A 17,148-nucleotide genomic window follows, 5' to 3' on the forward strand; every position below is an offset into this window, starting at 1 on the left:
ATCAGTCGCCCGTGTCGACGGGCAACGCCGGATCGGCGCTCCATTGCGACCATGACCCCGGGAACAGCGCGGCGTCCACCCCCGTCGCCGCCAGCGCCGCGACCAGAACGGCGGCCGTCACCCCGGATCCGCAGTAGGTACCGACCGGCCCGTCGAAACGCGGCAGCGCGTCCAGCGCGAAGGTGCCGTCGGGGGCCAGCAGCGCGGTGCTCGGCAGATTGCGCGCGCCCGGGATGTGGCCGGCCACCGGGTCGACCGGTTCCACGTCGCCGCGGAACCGCTCGGGCGCCCGGGCATCGAGCAGAACCGGGGCCACCGCAGCCTGTTCGGCGGTCAGCGTCGGGCGGGCACCGGCATAGAGATCCGCGTACTGCACGGTTACGTCACCCGGCGGTACCGACGACGGCCCGGTGGCGAGTTCGCCGCGCCATGCGGCAAGCCCGCCGTCGAGGATTCGGACGTCACCGATACCTGCGGCGGTCAGCACCCACCAGGCCCGCGCGGAGCCGGCCCGGTTCCAGTCGTCGTACACGACCACGGGAACCCCGGTGCGCACACCCCAGCGACGAGCGGCAGCCTGCACGGCCGCGCCTGAAGGCAGCGGGTGCCTGCCGCGGCCGGCGACACCGTGGTCGGACAGCTCGTCTTCCAGCGACACGTACACCGCCCCCGGCAGATGGCCACGTTCGAAGGCCGCGCGGCCGTCGGGCTCGGCCAACTGCCAGCGGATATCCAGAATGGCCACCGGCGAACCGGATTCAATCATTTCGGCTAGTTCGGCGGCGGATATCAGAACCTGCGCTCGCGTACTCACCCGACCAGCCTAGGCTGCGGTGGTGACCGATCATGCGTTCAGCGACACCGAACGTCAGGCCGTGTACCGGGCCATCGCCGAGCGCCGCGATATGCGCCGGTTCGTTCCTGGCTCCGAAGTTCCTGCCGAGGTGTTGGCGCGGCTGCTGGCCGCGGCCCATGCCGCACCCAGTGTCGGATTGATGCAGCCGTGGCGCTTCATCCGGATCACCGATCGGGACTTGCGCGTGCAGCTGCACGACCTGGTGGACGAAGAGCGCCGGGCGACCGCGGCCGCACTGGGCACCCGCAGCGAAGAGTTCCTCGAGCTCAAGGTCGAAGGCATCCTGGAGTGCGCGGAGTTGTTCGTGGTGGCCCTCGGCGAAGGCAGGCAGGCGCACGTCTTCGGCAGGCGCACCATGCCGCACATGGATCTGGCCTCGGTGTCGTGCGCGATCCAGAACCTGTGGCTGGCCGCCCGCGCCGAAGGCCTGGGCATGGGCTGGGTGTCGCTCTTCGATCCCGGGCGGCTGGCCGCGTTGCTAGACATGCCGTCGGATGCCGAGCCGGTGGCCATCCTGTGCCTGGGCCCGGTGCCCGAGTTCCCGCCGCGGCCGTCCCTGGAGATCGATGACTGGGCGTACGGGCGGCCGCTGCCCGAGTTCGTCTCGGAAAACCGTTGGGGCCGAGCCGGGCTGCTGACATGAGCGTGGATCTCAACGCCGATCTCGGTGAAGGCTTCGGGGCGTGGGACCTGGGCGATGACGACGCCATGCTGGACATCGTCACCAGCGCGAACGTGGCCTGCGGCTTCCACGCCGGCGACCCGGCCCGGCTGGTGCGGACCTGCCGGGCCGCCGCCGAGCGTGGGGTGCGCATCGGCGCGCAGGTCAGCTACCGCGACCTGGCCGGCTTCGGGCGCCGCTTCATCGACGCCGAACCCGAGGAGCTGCGCGCCGAGGTGATCTATCAGATCGGCGCGCTGGTGGCCATCGCGCACAGCGTCGGCGCCACGGTGTCCTACGTCAAACCGCATGGTGCGCTGTACAACTCGATCGTCACACACCGCGAACAGGCAGCCGCGGTGGCCGCCGCGGTGCACGCCGTCGACCCGGGTTTGCCGGTGCTCGGCCTGGCCGGCTCGGCATTCTTCGCCGCGGCCGGCGAGCTGGGCCTGCAGACCGTGCCGGAGGCCTTCGCCGACCGGGCATATCGCGCCGACGGCCAGCTGGTCTCACGCCGGCTACCCAACGCGGTGCTGCACGACCCGGCCCGCATCGCCGACCGGGTGGCCTCCATGGTGCAGCGCGGCCAGGTCACCGCCGTCGACGGCTCGACCATCCCCATCACCGTGGAATCGGTCTGCGTGCACGGTGATTCACCGGATGCCGTGCGCATCGCGCAGGCGGTGCGCGACCGCCTGAGCGCGGACGGTATCGCGCTGACGGCCTTCACCGCTTAGGGCAGTAGCGCCATCTCGCGGGCATTCTTGATGGCGGTGGCCACCTGACGTTGCTGCTGCGGGGTGAGCCCGGTGACGCGGCGCGACCTGATCTTCCCGCGTTCGGAGAGGAACGTGCGCAGTACCGCCACGTCCTTGTAGTCGACCCGGGTGATACCGAGCTTCTTCAGCCGATTTTCTCTGGGCCGCTTGATCTCCGGGGCGGGGGCCCGCTTGCGTTTGGTCGCCATCACCAGCTCGCCTTGCGCACACCGGGCAGCTCGCCACGATGGGCCAGTTCGCGTACCCGGACCCGGGACAGCCCGAACTTGCGCAGGTGCCCACGGGGCCTGCCGTCGACAGCATCCCGGTTGCGCACCCGCACCGGGCTGGCGTCGCGCGGCATCCGCTGCAACGCCGCCTGCGCCTCGGTCCGTTCCTGCACGCTGCTGGACGGCCGCCGGATGATCTCCTTGAGTTCGGCTCGGCGTGCCGCATGACGCTGCACCAGCACCCGGCGCCGCTCGTTGCGCACGATCTTGGAAGTCTTGGCCATCAGCGTTCCTCCCTGAAGTCGACATGGCGGCGTACGACCGGGTCATACTTGCGCAGCACCAGCCGGTCCGGATCATTTCGTCGGTTCTTGCGGGTGACGTAGGTGTAGCCGGTTCCAGCAGTGGACCGGAGTTTGACGATCGGACGGATCTCGTTGCGGGCCATCAGATCTTCTCCCCGTTGCGACGTAGCCGGGCGACGACGGCCTCGATGCCGTCCCGGTCGATGACCTTGATGCCCTTGGCGCTGACTCGCAGCCGGATGCGGCGATCCTCGGAGGGCAGGTAGTAGGTCTTGAGCTGGATATTGGGGTTCCAGCGCCGGCGGGTACGCCGGTTCGAATGGGACACCCGGTTACCGAAACCGGGTGCGCGGCCGGTGACTTGGCAGTGCGCCGACACGTGAGCCTCCTCTAGCTATTGAAAATGATTTTCGACAAGTCGACTCCGGCACGGTAACGTACGGGGCGCACTAATGGAAATCATTGTCAATAGTACGGAGGCTTGATGCGGACCCCAGTGGTACTGGTGGCGGGTCAGGGAACGACGGACGACGTGGCCACCACGTTGATCCAGACGCCGGGCACGATCAGCGTCGGCTACGCGATCGAGGGACACGTTGCGATCCGGCAGATCACCGAGATGCGCGCGCAGCGGCGGCTCATCTCGGTGTGGCCGATCGAGGTGACCGGCTGCCTGAACTGCGCCATCCGGGCCGACCTGTTACCGCTGCTGCGTCGCCTGCACCGGCGCGCAGACGTCGCCCGAATCGCCGTCCAGCTGCCCACCTGGGGTGACCCCGAATCACTCTGTAACGCAATAGAACACACCCCGCTGCACCTCGGTCCCGGCTATATCGACGGGCCCGCCGCTCGCGACGTCGTCGTCACCGCCGTGGTGACCGGGATCGACACCGGCAGCTGGCTGGCCGACGCACTGGGCGACGATGATCTGGACGACGACCGCACGGTGGCGCAGGTGGTGGTAGGCCAGGCCGAGTTCGCCGACGTGCTGGTGCTCACCGAGCCCGATGCGCAGACCCTGGCGGTACTGCGCCGGCTCACCCCACGGGCCCGCATCACGGTGGGCACCGACAACGTCGAGTTGGCGCTGGCCAACCTGGATTCCGGGGCCAGGCGTGGCCGCTCCGACGATCCACACGACCCGCTGCTGGCCGGCCAACCACCGCTGCGCCCCGAGGGCGCGGTCCAGCTGCTGGAATTCAACTCCCGCAGACCCTTTCACCCGTTGCGCCTGCACCACGCGATCGACGAGCTGCTCGACGGCGTGGTGCGCATCCGCGGTCGGGCCTGGTTGGCCAGTCAGCCCGACGCCGTCGTCTGGATCGAATCGGCGGGTGCCGGGCTCGGGGTGGGACACTGCGGCACCTGGCTGGCCGATATGGAGCCCGGCGAGCGCGCCTACGTGGACCCGGAGCGCATTGCATTGGCCGCCTCGATCTGGGACGACCGGTTCGGTGACCGGCACATCGCGATGACCGCCCTGGTCTGCGGTGCCGACCCCGATGTGATCACCGGCGCCCTGAACCGAGCACTGCTGACCGACGACGAGCTGGCCAGCCCGCAGGACTGGCCGGATTACCCGGATCCGTTCGGCGACTGGCACGAGACCGCCGATACCGACACGAGCACGGAGGCACGCAATGAGACCTGATATCCATCCCGACTACCACCCCGTCGTATTCGCCGACGCGAACACGGGTGCCATGTTCCTGACCCGCTCCACCGCAACCAGTGATCGCACAGTCGATTTCCAGGGGCGCACCTACCCGCTGATCGTCGTCGACGTCAGCGCCGATTCGCACCCGTTCTGGACCGGTTCGAGCCGACACATCGACACTGCCGGCCAGGTCGAGAAGTTCCGCCGTCGCTACGGGGTGCGCCGCACCCCCTAGGGTGGGGGCATGCGCCTCAAGACCGGCCGCCCGGACCTCGCGGACTACGCGGAGTTCTTCGATCTGCCCGCGGCCGGCCCGGCGCCCCTCACCGTCACCTGGGCCGGCGTCACCACCCTGCTGATCGACGACGGCGCATCCGCGATCATGACCGACGGATTCTTCAGCAGGCCGTCGCTACTGCGCGTCGGCCTGCGCCGGATTGCCCCGTCTGCTCCGCGCATCGACGGCTGCCTGGCCAGACTGCGGGTGCGCAGACTCGCGGCGGTCCTACCGGTGCATGCCCATTTCGATCATGCGATGGACTCCGCGGTGGTGGCCGAACGCACCGGGGCCGCGCTGGTCGGTGGTGCGTCGGTGACACACCTGGGGCACGGTCTGGCAGCCGACCGCACCATCGTTGCCACCCCGGGAAAACCCCAGCGCCTCGGCGCTTTTGACGTCACGCTCATCGTGGGCGAGCACTGCCCGCCGGACCGGTTCCCCGGCCCGATCACCGCCCCCGTTCACCCGCCGGTGCGCGCGTCGGCCTACCGATGTGGAGAGGCCTGGTCCACCGTGGTGCACCACCGCCCGTCGGACCGTCGGCTGCTGATCGTCGGCAGCGCCGGCTTCGTCCCTGGCGCCCTGGCCGGGCAGCGCGCCGAGGTCGTCTACCTCGGCATCGGACAGTTGGGCCTGCAGCCCGAGCGCTACCTCATCGACTACTGGACCGAGACGGTACGCACTGTGGGGGCGCGCCGGGTGGTGCTGACCCATTGGGACGACTTCTTCCGTCCGCTCGATGCCCCGCTGCGTGCACTGCCCTACGCGGGCGACGACCTGGACGCGTCCATGCGCGTGCTGCGCGGGCTGGCCGAACAGGACGGCGTCGGCTTGCACCTGCCGACACTGTGGCAACCGACGGATCCCTGGAACTGACCCCGCCTTGAACGTCCCATTGCTGTTCGCTGCCGCCCTGCTGGCGATCGTCCTGATCTTCACCATGGTGCGGCCCCACCGCTGGCCCGAGGTCGTCGTGGCCGCCCCCGCCGCCGGCCTGCTACTGCTGACCGGGGTGACGACGACCGAGTCGGCGGCCCACGAAGTCCGGGAGTTGTTGCCTGTCACCGGGTTCCTGGCCGCGGTGCTGGTGCTCGGCAAGCTGTGCGACGACGAAGGGTTGTTCCGTGCCGCCGGTGCGGTGATGGCACGACTCAGCCGCGGCGACCCGCGCCGCCTGCTGGTCGGGGTGTTCGTGCTGGCCGCCGCGACGACGGCGGTGCTGAGCCTGGACGCGACGGTGGTGCTGCTGACCCCGGTGGTACTGGCCACCGCGCGCACCATGTCGGTGTCGCCCAAACCGCACGCCTACGCCACGGCGCACCTGTCCAACACCGCGTCACTGCTGTTGCCGGTGTCCAACCTGACCAACCTGCTGGCCTTCGGCGCCGCCGGCATCTCGTTCGGCATGTTCGCGGCCGTCATGGCGCTGCCCTGGCTGGCGGTCATCGCCGTCGAATATCTGGTGCTGCGCCTGCTCTTTCGGCGTGAGCTGGTCGCGCCGACGACCCAAGAAGACCCACCACCGGCTACCGACCTTCCGGTGTTCGCGCTCGTCGTCATCGGGCTCACGCTGGCCGGCTTCGCCGTCACCTCAGCCCTCGATATCGCGCCAGCCTGGGCGGCGCTGGCCGGCGCCGTCGTACTCGGGGTACGCAGCCTGGCCCGCGGGCACACCAGCATCGTCGGCATCGTGAAAGCCCTGGACGTCCCGTTCTTGGTTTTCGTACTGTGCCTTGGCGTGGTGGTCGATGCCGTGATGCGGCATGGTCTCGGTGATTTCATGAAAGCCCATATGCCGCTGGGCACCTCGCTGCCCGCCCTGCTGGTGATCGCCGCCGTGGCGGCGGTGCTGGCCAACGTGGTGAACAACCTGCCCGCGGTGCTGGTGTTGCTCCCGGTGGTCGCCGCCAGCCCGGCGGCCGGCCCGGTCGCGGTGCTGGCCGTGCTGCTCGGAGTCAACATCGGACCCAACGCCACCTATCCCGGCTCGCTGGCCAACCTGCTGTGGCGCAACATTATTCGTCGGGAGGGCATGTCGGCGAGCTTCCTGGAGTTCAGCCGCGTCGGGATGCTGACCACACCGCTGTGCCTGGTGACCGGGGTGCTGGCACTGTGGGCCGCGGCCCGGGTGCTTGGACTCTAAACCCGGCGCTGGCGGGCTATCTCGGCCAACACGACACCGGCCGCCACCGAGGCGTTCAGCGACTCCGTCGGCCCGGCCATCGGGATGGAGACGATGGCGTCGCAGTTCTCCCGGACCAGACGCGACAGGCCCTTACCCTCGGACCCCACCACCACGACCGTGGGTCCGGACGCATCCCATTCGTCGAGCTGGGTGTCTCCACCGGCGTCCAGACCGACGATCTGCAGGCCGGCGTCGGCCCAGGCCTTGAGGGTGCGGCTGAGGTTGGTAGCCCTGGCCACCGGCAACCGGGCCGCGGCACCGGCACTGGTGCGCCACGCCACCGCGCTCACCGACGCCGAACGCCGTTGCGGGATAACCACACCATGGCCGCCGAAGGCGGCCACCGAGCGCACGATGGCGCCGAGATTACGCGGATCGGAGATATTGTCCAGCGCCACCAAAAGTGCTGGCATGCTGTCACTTTGGGCCGACTTGAGCAGATCGTCGGGGTGCGCGTAGGCATACGGCGGCACCTGCAGCGCCAAACCCTGATGCAAGCCATTGCTGGCGATCCGGTCCAGATCGTGCTTCTGGACCTCCATGATGGCGATGCCGGCATCGGCCGCGCGCTGCACCGATTCGGTGATGCGCTCGTCGGAGTCCACCCCGAGCATCACGAACAGCGCGGTCGCCGGCACGCCCGCGCGCAGGCACTCCACCACCGGATTACGGCCGAGGACGACCTCGACCTCGTCGGTCTTGCGCTGCCTGCCCTGTGCCTGCCGCGCCGCCTTGGCCGCCTTCTTGCCTGCCGGATGATGGGGCCGCATATGCGCGGGCGGGGTGGCGCCCTTACCTTCCAGGCCGCGTCTGCGGACGCCGCCGGAGCCGACCGTGGGCCCCTTCTTGGTGCCGGCCTTGCGGATCGCGCCGCGGCGCTGTGAATTGCCGGCCATCAGTTGCTTCCCTCCAGCAGTGACCACTGCGGGCCATCGGCGGTGTCGGTGACCTCGATACCGGCCGCCTTGAGCCGGTCCCGGATAGCATCCGCGGCCGCCCAATCCTTCTTCTCTCTGGCCTCGGCGCGACCGGCCAGCGCCCAGTGCACCAACTCGTCGACGGCGGCCAGCGCGGCCGACGTCTCGTCGCGGGACTCCCAGCGCTCGTCGAGGGGGTCGCAGCCGAGGATGCCCATCATGGCCCGGATCGACTGCGCCGCTGCCATCGCCGCGTCGTGATCCCCGCTGTCCAGCGCGCGGTTGCCCTCGGCCCTGGCGGCATGCACCTCGGCAAGGGCGATGGGCACCGCCAGATCGTCGTCGAGGGCGGCGCCGAACTTCTCGGTCCAGGTGCTCGGCTCCACCGCGCCGACGCGATGACGCACGCGGTGCAGGAACTCCTCCACACCGGTGTACGCCTTGGCGGCGTCGGTGAGAGCGTTCTCGGAGAACTCCAACATCGACCGGTAGTGCGCGCTGCCCAGGTAGTAGCGCAGCTCGGCGGCCCGAACCCGTTGCAGCACAGCGGGAATAGCGAGCACATTGCCCAGCGACTTGCTCATCTTCTCGCCGCCCATGGTGACCCAGCCGTTGTGCAGCCAGTACTGCGCGAAACCGTCACCGGCGGCCTTCGCCTGGGCGATCTCGTTCTCGTGGTGCGGGAACACCAGATCCATGCCGCCAGCATGGATGTCGAACTGCGGCCCCAGATAGGACTCGCACATGGCCACGCATTCGGTGTGCCAGCCGGGTCGTCCGCGCCCCCACGGCGTCGGCCACGACGGCTCACCCGGCTTGGCGCCCTTCCACAGCGTGAAATCACGCTGATCACGCTTACCCGTCGCGGCGCCCTCGCCTTGGTGCACATCGTCGATCCGGTGCCCCGACAGTGCCCCGTACTCGGCGTAGCTCAGCACGTCGAAGTACACATCGCCCTGGGACGCGTACGCGTGGCCGCGCTCGATGAGACGCTCGATCAGCTCCACCATCTGGGTGATATGCCCGGTAGCGCGGGGTTCGGCCGACGGCGGCAGCACGCCGAGCGCGTCATAGGCCGCGGTGAATGCGCGCTCGAAGGTGGCCGCCCACTCCCACCACGGCCGGCCCGCGTCCGCGGCTTTGTTGAGGATCTTGTCGTCGATATCGGTGACGTTGCGGATGAACGCCACGTCGAAACCCTTTGCCGTCAGCCAGCGCCGCAACACGTCGAAGGCGACACCACTGCGCACGTGTCCGATATGGGGTAGGCCCTGGACCGTCGCACCGCACAGGTAGATGGACGCGTGGCCGGGACGCAGCGGCACGAAATCACGAACGCCACCCGACAGGGTGTCGTACAGTCGCAGCCCGCTCACTTCGGTACACCGTTCGCACCGCTCACGCGAGCTCACCGTTCGCACCGCTCACTTGGGGCCCACTTCCATTCACGACGGGCCAGCTTACCGGCCTATTCGACCCGGACGAGCAACGCCGTCGCAATCGCAGCCAGCCCTTCGCCGCGGCCGGTCAGGCCCAGTCCGTCGGTTGTCGTCGCCGAGACCGACACCGGTGCGTCGAGCAGACCTGACAACAGCTGCTGAGCCTCGGCGCGCCGGGGGCCGATCTTCGGACGGTTGCCGACCACCTGCACCACGGCATTGCCCACCCGGAAGCCCTCGGCCCGCACCAGCTCATGAACGTGACGCAGCATGTCGGCCCCGGTGACGCCACGCCACTGCGGCTGATCGGTGCCGAACACGCTGCCCAGGTCGCCGAGCCCGGCGGCACTGAGCAGCGCGTCGCACAATGCATGAGCAGCGACGTCACCGTCGGAATGCCCGGCACAGCCGTCGACACCGTCGAACAACAAACCCAACAGCCAACACGGCCGTCCGGCGTGGATGGGATGAACGTCGGTACCCAGACCGACGCGCGGCAACTCCAACAGCTTAGGAAGCTGCGGCCAACACCTCGTCGAGAATGGTCTCAGCCTTCTCGTCATCGGTGTTCTCGGCCAGCGCGAGCTCACCGACGAGGATCTGCCGCGCCTTGGCGAGCATCCGCTTCTCACCGGCGGACAGTCCACGTTCCTGATCCCGGCGCCACAGATCGCGAACGACCTCGGCCACCTTGTTCACATCTCCTGACGCAAGCTTCTCCAGATTGGCCTTGTACCGGCGCGACCAGTTGGTCGGCTCCTCGGTGTGCGGGGCGCGCAGCACCTGGAACACCTTGTCAAGACCTTCCTGGCCCACAACGTCGCGCACACCCACGTATTCGGCGTTCTCGGCGGGGACTCGAACTGTCAGATCACCCTGGGCGACCTTCAAGACGAGGTACTCTTTCTGCTCGCCTTTGATGGTCCGGGTTTCGATCGCCTCGATCAACGCAGCACCGTGGTGTGGATAGACGACGGTGTCTCCGACCTTGAAAATCATCAGATTAGAGCCCCTTTCACATCTCAATCTTAGCACGGGGCGCCTCCGTGCGTGCACCAACATTGCAGGTCAGGGGCATAGCAGATGAATACTAGGGGTTGACACAGCGACCGTTACGTGCAACGCGACATGGTTTTGCCGGCGTCGCGCGGGGCGGTGATGCACCCCAGATCAACCCGCGATGCACCCCCGAGAGACCGTCCCAGGCCCTCCGCTACCGCCCCCGATGGCGACCTACTACTGTGCATAGTTGAATTGCACGGCTGAACCGCAACGGCGAGCAGGAGGCTCCAGTGGCTGCAAAAGCTTTCAAGGCGTCCGTCATCGGACTCGCCGCCTGCGCGGCGGTCGTCAGCGTCGCCCTGACGGGTTGCGGCTCCGGCCAGGTGTCGCAGACGGCCAACCAGGAGCCTGCCGTCAACGGCGCGGCCGCGACGGCGGGCAATATCGCGCTGCGCAACGTGCATCTGCGCGCCCCGCAGGTCACCGACTACGTGCGCCCCGGCAGTGATGTCGAACTGCTGCTGGTCGCCGCCAACAACTCGGCCGATGCCAACGACAAGCTGGTGTCCATCACCTCCGACGTCGGCAACGTCACGCTCACCGGGGACGGTTCCGTCCCGGCCGGCGGCGTCCTCGTGATCGGCGAACCCGACGGTCAGCTCAAGGCGCTCGACGCCGCCGAACGCGCCGACGCGGTGCGGGCCGAGGTCGCGTTGAGCAAGCCGATCACCAACGGGCTGACGTACCCGTTCACCTTCACCTTCGAGAAGTCCGGCCAGACCACGGTCAACGTGCCGATCTCGGCGGGCGAGACCCCGCGCCGCGACGGCGAGCCGAACGCGGGCACCGAGAAGGCCGGAAGCGACACGGACGGCGGCCACTGATCATCTGACGGTTCTGTCACCCCCGGCAGTTACCGTTTGAGCGTGGCTTCGAAAGTACGTTCGCAATACCGTTGTTCTGAGTGCAACCACACCACTGCGAAGTGGGTCGGGCGCTGCCCGGATTGCGGAACGTGGGGCACCGTCGACGAGGTGGCCACGCTGACCGCCCTCGACGGCAAGTCCATCCGGCGGGCCGTCGCGCCGACCTCCCCCGCGGTACCGATCACCGCCATCGATCCGGGGGTCACGCGACACGTGCCGACCGGCGTCGGTGAGCTGGACCGCGTCCTCGGCGGCGGTCTGGTGCCCGGCTCGGTCACCCTGCTGGCCGGCGATCCCGGTGTCGGGAAGTCCACCCTGCTGCTGGAGGTCGCCCACCGCTGGGCCCGCACCGGAAGACGCGCGCTGTACCTGTCCGGTGAGGAGTCGGCCGGCCAGATCCGGCTGCGCGCCGAGCGCACCGGCTGCACCCACGACGAGATGTACCTGGCATCGGAATCAGATCTGCAGACGTCACTGGGGCATATCGAAGCGGTGCGGCCCAGCCTGGTCGTGGTCGATTCCGTGCAGACCATGTCGACCACCGAGGTCGACGGGGTGACCGGCGGTGTCACCCAGGTCCGGGCCGTCACCACGGCGTTGACGTCGTATGCCAAGGCCGCCGGCCCTGGCGGCCTGGCGCTGCTCCTGGTCGGCCACGTCACCAAGGACGGCGCCATCGCCGGGCCGCGCTCACTGGAGCACCTGGTGGACGTGGTGCTGCACTTCGAGGGCGACCGCGCGTCCGCGCTGCGGATGGTGCGCGGAGTCAAGAACCGGTTCGGTGCCTCCGACGAGGTGGGTTGTTTCCTGTTGCGCGACAACGGCATCGAAGGTGTCGCCGACCCGTCGGGGTTGTTCCGCGACGAGCGGCCCGCCCCGGTGCCCGGTACCGCGGTGACCGTGACGATGGACGGCAAACGGCCCCTGCTCGGGGAGGTGCAGGCATTGATCGGCAGCGCCGCGCAGGGCACCCCGCGGCGCGCGGTCAGCGGTATCGACTCGGCGCGGGCCGCGATGATCACCGCGGTCCTGGAGAAGCGTGCCGGGCTGCGGTTGGCCGGCAACGACATCTACCTGTCCACTGTCGGTGGAATGCGGCTGACCGACCCGTCCTCGGACCTGGCCGTGGCACTGGCCGTCGCCTCGGCCCAGACCAACCTGCCCGTCCCGGCCACCGTGGTGGCCATCGGCGAGGTCGGCCTGGCCGGTGACCTGCGCCGGGTCACCGGTATGGAGCGGCGGCTGGCCGAAGCGGCCCGGCTGGGCTTCCGGCATGCCGTGGTACCGCCCGGGGTCACCGACGTGCCCGCCGGCCTGCGCATCACCACCGCGGGCAATATCGGGGAGGCATTGCAGGTTCTGAAGTCCATCACGGACAATGGCGGCCAGTCCAAGGAGGCGCGATGGCGGTGAAATCCAGGGCCGGCCGCACGGTGGTGCATCTGGCGCGGCCCACGCTGCGCGAAACCCTCGGTCGGCTGGCGCCGGGCACCGACCTGCGCGACGGCCTGGAACGCATCCTGCGCGGACGCACCGGCGCCCTGATCGTGCTGGGCTACGACGACAGCGTCGAGGCGATCTGCGACGGCGGGTTCTCCCTGGACGTCCGGTATGCGCCCACCCGACTGCGCGAGCTGTCGAAGATGGACGGCGCCGTCGTGCTCTCCAGTGACGGCACCCGCATCCTGCGGGCCAACGTCCAGCTGGTGCCGGATCCGTCCATTCCCACCGAGGAATCCGGCACCCGGCACCGCTCGGCCGAGCGCACCGCCGTGCAGACCGGCTACCCGGTGATCTCGGTCAGCCACTCGATGAGCATCGTGACCGTCTACGTCGCGGGCGAACGGCACGTCGTCCCGGACACCCCGACCATCCTGTCGCGGGCCAACCAGACCATCGCGACCCTGGAGCGCTACAAGTCCCGCCTGGACGAGGTGAACCGGCAACTGTCGACGGCCGAGATCGAGGACTTCGTCACGCTGCGCGACGTCATGACGGTGGTGCAGCGCCTGGAGATGGTGCGCCGCATCAGCCTGGAGATCGACGCCGATGTGGTGGAACTGGGCACCGACGGCAGGCAGCTGCAACTGCAGCTGGAAGAACTGGTCGGCGACAACGACACCGCACGGGAGCTGATCGTGCGGGACTACCACGCCAACCCGGACCCGCCCAGCGCCGCGCAGGTCGGCGCGACGCTGGAGGAACTGGATGCCCTTTCGGACAACGAGCTGCTCGACTTCACCGCGCTGGCAAGGGTTTTCGGCTACCCATCGACGGTCGAAGCGCAGGATTCGGCGATGAGTTCACGGGGGTACCGGGCGATGGCCGGCATCCCGCGGCTGCAGTTCGCCCACGTCGACCTGTTGGTGCGGTCGTTCGGGTCGTTACAGGGCGTACTGGCGGCCAGCGCCAGCGATCTGCAGTCGGTGGACGGCATCGGCTCGATGTGGGCCCGGCACATCCGGGAGGGGCTGTCCCAGTTGGCCGAGTCGACGATCGCCGACCAGCTGGCCTGAGCTATCCGGCCGGCGCGGGGGCGGGCGCCGGCTCCCCGGCGGGGGCGGGCTCGGCCGGGGGTGCCGCCGGATCGGCCGGCGGCGCGGCCGGATCGGCGGGCTTGGACTCGGCCAGGATGAACGGCACCGACGCCGAGCGCAGATTGCCCAACTGCACGATCAGGTTGTAGGTGCCCGGGCCGATCGGCTCCCGCGGCAGCGGGCAGTTCGGGGCCGAACCCATGGCGGTCCAGGTGACCTCGGTGGTGACCTGCTCACCCGGGTTGAACGTCTTCACCAGCGTCTCGTTGGACGGGGCGCAGTCCAGGTTGGACCACAACCGCTTGTTGTCCAGCGAGTAGACGTAGGCCGACAGCACCGCCGCACCCACGTCGCGCTTGCAGGCCACCAAGCCGATATTGGTGACCACCATGGTGAACTTCGGTTGATCACCCATGACGTAGTCCGGCGCGCTGGTGATGCCCTTGACCGCCAGCGTCGAATCGGGGCAGTCGTCACCCTCCTTGAGCACCGGCGGCGGGGTGACCGCCGCGGTCGGCGTCGGTGTCGGCGCCGCGGGCTGCTGGGCGGGCACCACGGGTGTCTTCACCCCGGGCGTCTCGCCGGGCAGCGGCGGCGGTGCGGCGGCCGGGCTGTTGCCGGTGGCCGCCGTCTTGTCCGGCGTCGGCGTTCCCGAGCTGGTGCTGTTGGCCACCACGACCGCGATGATGCCGGCGATGATGGCAACCACGACGACCGCGATGCCGATCGCCGCGACCCGGCGCCGCCGGTAGATCTGGCTCGGTGTGGGGCCACCATGCGGTTCTACGTCTAGCACGAACTCAACGGTAAGCCGGTGTCACGCCGTGCCGTCCGAGGCGGCCCGGCGTGTCGGTCTCAGGCTTGCTCTCAGACTTCGCCGATGTCGCCGAGGTGGTCGCGCAGCACCACCCTGCCGTCGGCCAGGTGGTAGGTGAGGCCGACGATCGCCAGCGAGCCGGCGTTGACCCGTTCGGAGATGACGGTCGAGCGCGCCATCAGCTGGGCGCCGGTCTCGGTGACGTGGCGGGCCTCGAACTCGTCGACCCTGGTCAGTCCGTCGCGGCGGCCCAGCAGGATCGACGGGGTGACGCGTTCGACGATGTCGCGGATGTAGCCGCCGGGGACGGCGCCCTCGTCGAGAGCGGACAGCGTCGCCTTGACCGCGCCACAGCTGTCGTGCCCGAGCACGGCGATCAGCGGGACGTTGAGCACCGCCACCGCGTACTCGATCGACCCGAGGACGGCCGAGTCGATGACGTGCCCGGCGGTACGGACCACGAACATGTCGCCGAGGCCCTGGTCGAAGATCAGTTCGGCGGCCACCCGGCTGTCCCCGCAGCCGAAGACGACGGCGGTCGGCTTCTGGGCGGCGGTCAGGCTCGCGCGGTAGTCGATACCTTGGCTGGGGTGCTCGGGCTTACCGGCGACGAAGCGCTCGTTACCCTCTTTGAGTGCCTTCCAAGCGGATATCGGATTCGAGTTGGGCATGACCGACATTCTGCCTGAGCCGACGGATGTTGACGGTGCGGCCGCCAGGTCCGCAATCGACTCGGGCGAACTCGTGGACTGGTTCGACACCACCCAGCGACCGCTGCCATGGCGCCAACCAGGAGTTTCGGCGTGGCAGATCCTGGTAAGTGAATTCATGCTGCAGCAGACGCCGGTGTCTCGGGTCGAGCCGATCTGGCTGGCCTGGGTTGCCCGCTGGCCCACCCCGTCGGCCACCGCCGCCGCGGGCGCCGCCGACGTCCTTCGGGCGTGGGGCAAGTTGGGCTACCCGCGGCGGGCCAAGCGGTTGCACGAATGCGCGGAGACCATCGCCGCCGAATATGGCGACGTGGTTCCCGACGACGTGGACACGCTGCTGACGCTGCCCGGCGTCGGCGCCTACACCGCCAGAGCGGTCGCGTGCTTCGCCTACGGCAAGCGGGTCCCGGTGGTGGACACCAACGTGCGGCGGGTGCTCTCCCGCGCCGTGCACGGTCGTGACGAGGCCCCGGCCCGAACCCGCGACCTCGACGACGTGGCGGCCCTGCTGCCTGACGACGATGCCGTCGCACAACGCTTCTCGGCTGCCCTGATGGAGCTGGGCGCGATCGTGTGCACGGCCCGGGCACCCAAGTGTGGGCTGTGCCCGCTGAGCAGTTGCGCATGGCGCGCAGCGGGCTACCCCACCAGAGACCCCGCCGACGCCCCGGCCCGCAAGGTGCAGAAGTACGCCGGCACCGACCGCCAGGTGCGGGGCCGGTTGCTCGACGTGCTGCGGGCCAGCCCGGCGCCGGTGACCCGGGCGGCGCTGGACGTGGTGTGGCGCTCGGACACCGCGCAGCGGGATCGGGCCCTGCACTCGCTACTGGTCGACGGGTTGGTGGAGCAGACCCCCGACGGGCTGTTCGCCCTGGCGGGCGAGGGCGAGCCTCAGGAGGCCCGCGCAAACCGACGCCGGTAGTCCGACGGGGTCACACCGATGACCCGGCGGAAGTGGTGGCGCAACAGAGTCGCCGTGCCGAAACCCGACTTGTCGGCAACCCGGTCGATGTCCAGGTCGGTTTCCTCGAGCAGGCGCCGCGCGTACAGCACCCGCTGGTCGGTGACCCATTGCATGGGGGTGGTCCCGGTCTCCTCGACGAAGCGCCGGGCGAAGGTGCGCGCCGACATGCTGGCACGGGCGGCCAGGGTGGCCACCGTATGCGGCTCCTTCAGGTTGGCCAGAATCCAATCCAGTTGGGGTGCAAAACCTTCCGAACATCGGATCGGGATGGGCTGGTCGATGTACTGACGTTGGCCACCGTCGCGCTGGGGCGGGACCACCATCCGGCGGGCGATCTTGTTGGTCACCTCGCTGCCGAGTTCACGGCGCACCAGGTGCAGGCAGGCGTCGATCCCGGCCGCGGTGCCCGCGCTGGTGATCAGGTTGCCGTCGTCGACGAAGAGCACGTTGCGATCGACCCGCGCGGTGGGATACATCGTGGCGAGTTCGTCGGCATGCATCCAGTGGGTGGTACACGGTCGCCCGTCCAGCAACCCTGCCGCCCCGACGACGAAGGCGCCGGAGCAGACGGTCAGGATGATCGACCCTGCCGCCGACGCGGCGCGCAGCGCCTCCAGTGCCACCTCCGGATAAGGGCCGTACTGCGTGCTGACCGCGGGAACGGCCACCAGGTCGGCGCCGACCAGCGCAGAGAAGTCATGATCCGGCGTGACCTGCGCACCCACCGACGTGCGCACCGGTTGACCGGCCACCGGCCCGCAGATCTTGAAGTCGAAATTGGGCACACCGTCGGCGGACCGGTCGATTCCGAAGACCTCGCAGATGACGCCGAACTCGAAAACCGCTAGACCGTCCAGCACCATCGCCGATACGCTTTTAATCATGGCAGCATCTTATCCAACCG

At 69.1% G+C, this 17,148-nt stretch carries 22 protein-coding genes; 10 read left to right on the forward strand and 12 right to left on the reverse strand.

Going from position 1 to position 17,148, the window contains the following annotated elements:
• Window position 1 precedes the first annotated feature (1 nt).
• Complete coding sequence (locus tag SBI67_RS03520; protein ID WP_318979214.1) at window positions 2-814, reverse strand: sulfurtransferase; 813 nt, start codon at window positions 812-814, stop codon at window positions 2-4.
• A 22-nt stretch (window positions 815-836) separates the two neighbouring features.
• On the opposite strand from SBI67_RS03520, the gene bluB reads away from it, so the two are divergent.
• Window positions 837-1,499 carry a 5,6-dimethylbenzimidazole synthase gene (gene bluB, locus SBI67_RS03525; RefSeq protein ID WP_318979215.1) on the forward strand — a complete coding sequence of 221 codons (663 nt, stop codon included), beginning with the start codon at window positions 837-839 and terminating at the stop codon, window positions 1,497-1,499.
• A complete protein-coding gene (locus SBI67_RS03530) occupies window positions 1,496-2,254 on the forward strand; it encodes a LamB/YcsF family protein (RefSeq protein WP_318979216.1) in 759 nt (252 codons plus the stop codon). The genes bluB and SBI67_RS03530 overlap by 4 nt, the downstream gene beginning before the upstream one ends.
• On the opposite strand, the gene rpsR is transcribed toward SBI67_RS03530, so the two are convergent.
• Genes rpsR through rpmB form a run of 4 tightly spaced genes read right to left on the reverse strand, consistent with a single transcriptional unit; the run spans window position 2,251 to window position 3,189 of the window.
• Complete coding sequence (gene rpsR / locus SBI67_RS03535; RefSeq protein WP_318979217.1) at window positions 2,251-2,487, reverse strand: 30S ribosomal protein S18; 237 nt, start codon at window positions 2,485-2,487, stop codon at window positions 2,251-2,253. The two genes, SBI67_RS03530 and rpsR, sit on opposite strands and share 4 nt — an antisense overlap.
• On the reverse strand, window positions 2,484-2,789 hold the full coding sequence (gene rpsN / locus SBI67_RS03540) for a 30S ribosomal protein S14 (RefSeq protein ID WP_318979218.1): 306 nt from the start codon (window positions 2,787-2,789) through the stop codon (window positions 2,484-2,486). Before rpsN ends, rpsR begins: the two co-directional genes overlap by 4 nt.
• Window positions 2,789-2,953 carry a 50S ribosomal protein L33 gene (gene rpmG / locus SBI67_RS03545; RefSeq protein ID WP_024451593.1) on the reverse strand — a complete coding sequence of 55 codons (165 nt, stop codon included), beginning with the start codon at window positions 2,951-2,953 and terminating at the stop codon, window positions 2,789-2,791. Before rpmG ends, rpsN begins: the two co-directional genes overlap by 1 nt.
• Window positions 2,953-3,189, reverse strand: a complete 237-nt coding sequence (gene rpmB, locus SBI67_RS03550) for a 50S ribosomal protein L28 (RefSeq protein ID WP_024451594.1) — start codon at window positions 3,187-3,189, stop codon at window positions 2,953-2,955. Before rpmB ends, rpmG begins: the two co-directional genes overlap by 1 nt.
• Before the next feature lie 105 nt (window positions 3,190-3,294).
• Here rpmB and mrf point away from each other — a divergent pair, with 105 nt between their 5' ends.
• From mrf to SBI67_RS03570, 4 genes are all read left to right on the forward strand, one after another.
• Window positions 3,295-4,461: a ribosome hibernation factor-recruiting GTPase MRF gene (gene mrf / locus SBI67_RS03555; RefSeq protein WP_318979219.1), complete on the forward strand. Its 1,167-nt coding sequence runs from the start codon at window positions 3,295-3,297 to the stop codon at window positions 4,459-4,461.
• Window positions 4,451-4,702 (forward strand): type B 50S ribosomal protein L31, encoded by a 252-nt coding sequence (locus tag SBI67_RS03560; RefSeq protein ID WP_318979220.1) that lies wholly within the window; start codon window positions 4,451-4,453, stop codon window positions 4,700-4,702. The genes mrf and SBI67_RS03560 overlap by 11 nt, the downstream gene beginning before the upstream one ends.
• A gap of 9 nt (window positions 4,703-4,711) precedes the next feature.
• Window positions 4,712-5,623 (forward strand): MBL fold metallo-hydrolase, encoded by a 912-nt coding sequence (locus SBI67_RS03565; RefSeq protein WP_318979221.1) that lies wholly within the window; start codon window positions 4,712-4,714, stop codon window positions 5,621-5,623.
• Between the two features lie 64 nt (window positions 5,624-5,687).
• Entirely contained in the window at window positions 5,688-6,890 is a 1,203-nt protein-coding gene (locus SBI67_RS03570) for an SLC13 family permease (protein WP_318979561.1), read from the forward strand.
• Here SBI67_RS03570 and rlmB read toward each other — a convergent pair.
• Genes rlmB through carD form a run of 4 tightly spaced genes read right to left on the reverse strand, consistent with a single transcriptional unit; the run spans window position 6,887 to window position 10,287 of the window.
• Entirely contained in the window at window positions 6,887-7,828 is a 942-nt protein-coding gene (gene rlmB, locus SBI67_RS03575; RefSeq protein WP_318979222.1) for a 23S rRNA (guanosine(2251)-2'-O)-methyltransferase RlmB, read from the reverse strand. The two genes, SBI67_RS03570 and rlmB, sit on opposite strands and share 4 nt — an antisense overlap.
• Window positions 7,828-9,261, reverse strand: a complete 1,434-nt coding sequence (gene cysS, locus SBI67_RS03580) for a cysteine--tRNA ligase (protein WP_318979223.1) — start codon at window positions 9,259-9,261, stop codon at window positions 7,828-7,830. The genes rlmB and cysS overlap by 1 nt, the downstream gene beginning before the upstream one ends.
• 56 nt (window positions 9,262-9,317) lie before the next feature.
• Window positions 9,318-9,794, reverse strand: a complete 477-nt coding sequence (gene ispF / locus SBI67_RS03585) for a 2-C-methyl-D-erythritol 2,4-cyclodiphosphate synthase (protein ID WP_266049412.1) — start codon at window positions 9,792-9,794, stop codon at window positions 9,318-9,320.
• Between the two features lie 4 nt (window positions 9,795-9,798).
• The gene (gene carD / locus SBI67_RS03590) at window positions 9,799-10,287 is read right to left on the reverse strand and encodes an RNA polymerase-binding transcription factor CarD (RefSeq protein WP_024451602.1); all 489 of its coding nucleotides are present in this window, start codon (window positions 10,285-10,287) and stop codon (window positions 9,799-9,801) included.
• Between the two features lie 293 nt (window positions 10,288-10,580).
• Here carD and SBI67_RS03595 point away from each other — a divergent pair, with 293 nt between their 5' ends.
• From SBI67_RS03595 to disA, 3 genes are read left to right on the forward strand one after another with little or no spacing between them, the layout of a single operon-like run.
• Window positions 10,581-11,174 carry a copper chaperone PCu(A)C domain-containing protein gene (locus SBI67_RS03595; protein WP_318979224.1) on the forward strand — a complete coding sequence of 198 codons (594 nt, stop codon included), beginning with the start codon at window positions 10,581-10,583 and terminating at the stop codon, window positions 11,172-11,174.
• A gap of 42 nt (window positions 11,175-11,216) precedes the next feature.
• Window positions 11,217-12,629 carry a DNA repair protein RadA gene (gene radA, locus SBI67_RS03600; RefSeq protein ID WP_318979225.1) on the forward strand — a complete coding sequence of 471 codons (1,413 nt, stop codon included), beginning with the start codon at window positions 11,217-11,219 and terminating at the stop codon, window positions 12,627-12,629.
• Window positions 12,620-13,732 (forward strand): DNA integrity scanning diadenylate cyclase DisA, encoded by a 1,113-nt coding sequence (gene disA / locus SBI67_RS03605; protein ID WP_266049415.1) that lies wholly within the window; start codon window positions 12,620-12,622, stop codon window positions 13,730-13,732. Before radA ends, disA begins: the two co-directional genes overlap by 10 nt.
• A 1-nt stretch (window position 13,733) precedes the next feature.
• Here disA and SBI67_RS03610 read toward each other — a convergent pair whose 3' ends face one another.
• Together SBI67_RS03610 and SBI67_RS03615 are read right to left on the reverse strand one after the other, a co-directional pair.
• The gene (locus SBI67_RS03610; protein WP_318979226.1) at window positions 13,734-14,549 is read right to left on the reverse strand and encodes a hypothetical protein; all 816 of its coding nucleotides are present in this window, start codon (window positions 14,547-14,549) and stop codon (window positions 13,734-13,736) included.
• Window positions 14,550-14,620: 71 nt separating this feature from the next.
• Window positions 14,621-15,241 carry a carbonic anhydrase gene (locus SBI67_RS03615; RefSeq protein ID WP_266049417.1) on the reverse strand — a complete coding sequence of 207 codons (621 nt, stop codon included), beginning with the start codon at window positions 15,239-15,241 and terminating at the stop codon, window positions 14,621-14,623.
• On the opposite strand from SBI67_RS03615, the gene SBI67_RS03620 reads away from it, so the two are divergent.
• Window positions 15,240-16,202, forward strand: coding sequence for an iron-sulfur binding domain-containing protein (locus tag SBI67_RS03620; protein WP_318979227.1), 963 nt, complete (start codon window positions 15,240-15,242; stop codon window positions 16,200-16,202). The genes SBI67_RS03615 and SBI67_RS03620 overlap by 2 nt on opposite strands.
• Here SBI67_RS03620 and SBI67_RS03625 read toward each other — a convergent pair.
• Complete coding sequence (locus SBI67_RS03625; protein WP_318979228.1) at window positions 16,172-17,128, reverse strand: GlxA family transcriptional regulator; 957 nt, start codon at window positions 17,126-17,128, stop codon at window positions 16,172-16,174. The genes SBI67_RS03620 and SBI67_RS03625 overlap by 31 nt on opposite strands.
• Between the last annotated feature and the right edge of the window lie 20 nt (window positions 17,129-17,148).

Origin of the sequence: Mycolicibacterium chengduense (genome assembly GCF_033741155.1) — a bacterium.
Lineage (GTDB): Bacteria > Actinomycetota > Actinomycetes > Mycobacteriales > Mycobacteriaceae > Mycobacterium.

Coding starts and splice junctions, on each gene's coding strand:
- SBI67_RS03530 (WP_318979216.1), top strand. CDS start 1,496: ATGAGCGTGGATCTCAACGCCGATCTCGGTGAAGGCTTCGGGGCGTGG.
- rpsN (WP_318979218.1), bottom strand. CDS start 2,789: ATGGCCAAGACTTCCAAGATCGTGCGCAACGAGCGGCGCCGGGTGCTG.
- rpmG (WP_024451593.1), bottom strand. CDS start 2,953: ATGGCCCGCAACGAGATCCGTCCGATCGTCAAACTCCGGTCCACTGCT.
- mrf (WP_318979219.1), top strand. CDS start 3,295: ATGCGGACCCCAGTGGTACTGGTGGCGGGTCAGGGAACGACGGACGAC.
- SBI67_RS03560 (WP_318979220.1), top strand. CDS start 4,451: ATGAGACCTGATATCCATCCCGACTACCACCCCGTCGTATTCGCCGAC.
- SBI67_RS03565 (WP_318979221.1), top strand. CDS start 4,712: ATGCGCCTCAAGACCGGCCGCCCGGACCTCGCGGACTACGCGGAGTTC.
- SBI67_RS03570 (WP_318979561.1), top strand. CDS start 5,688: ATGGTGCGGCCCCACCGCTGGCCCGAGGTCGTCGTGGCCGCCCCCGCC.
- rlmB (WP_318979222.1), bottom strand. CDS start 7,828: ATGGCCGGCAATTCACAGCGCCGCGGCGCGATCCGCAAGGCCGGCACC.
- carD (WP_024451602.1), bottom strand. CDS start 10,287: ATGATTTTCAAGGTCGGAGACACCGTCGTCTATCCACACCACGGTGCT.
- disA (WP_266049415.1), top strand. CDS start 12,620: ATGGCGGTGAAATCCAGGGCCGGCCGCACGGTGGTGCATCTGGCGCGG.
- SBI67_RS03620 (WP_318979227.1), top strand. CDS start 15,240: ATGACCGACATTCTGCCTGAGCCGACGGATGTTGACGGTGCGGCCGCC.
- SBI67_RS03615 (WP_266049417.1), bottom strand. CDS start 15,241: ATGCCCAACTCGAATCCGATATCCGCTTGGAAGGCACTCAAAGAGGGT.
- SBI67_RS03625 (WP_318979228.1), bottom strand. CDS start 17,128: ATGATTAAAAGCGTATCGGCGATGGTGCTGGACGGTCTAGCGGTTTTC.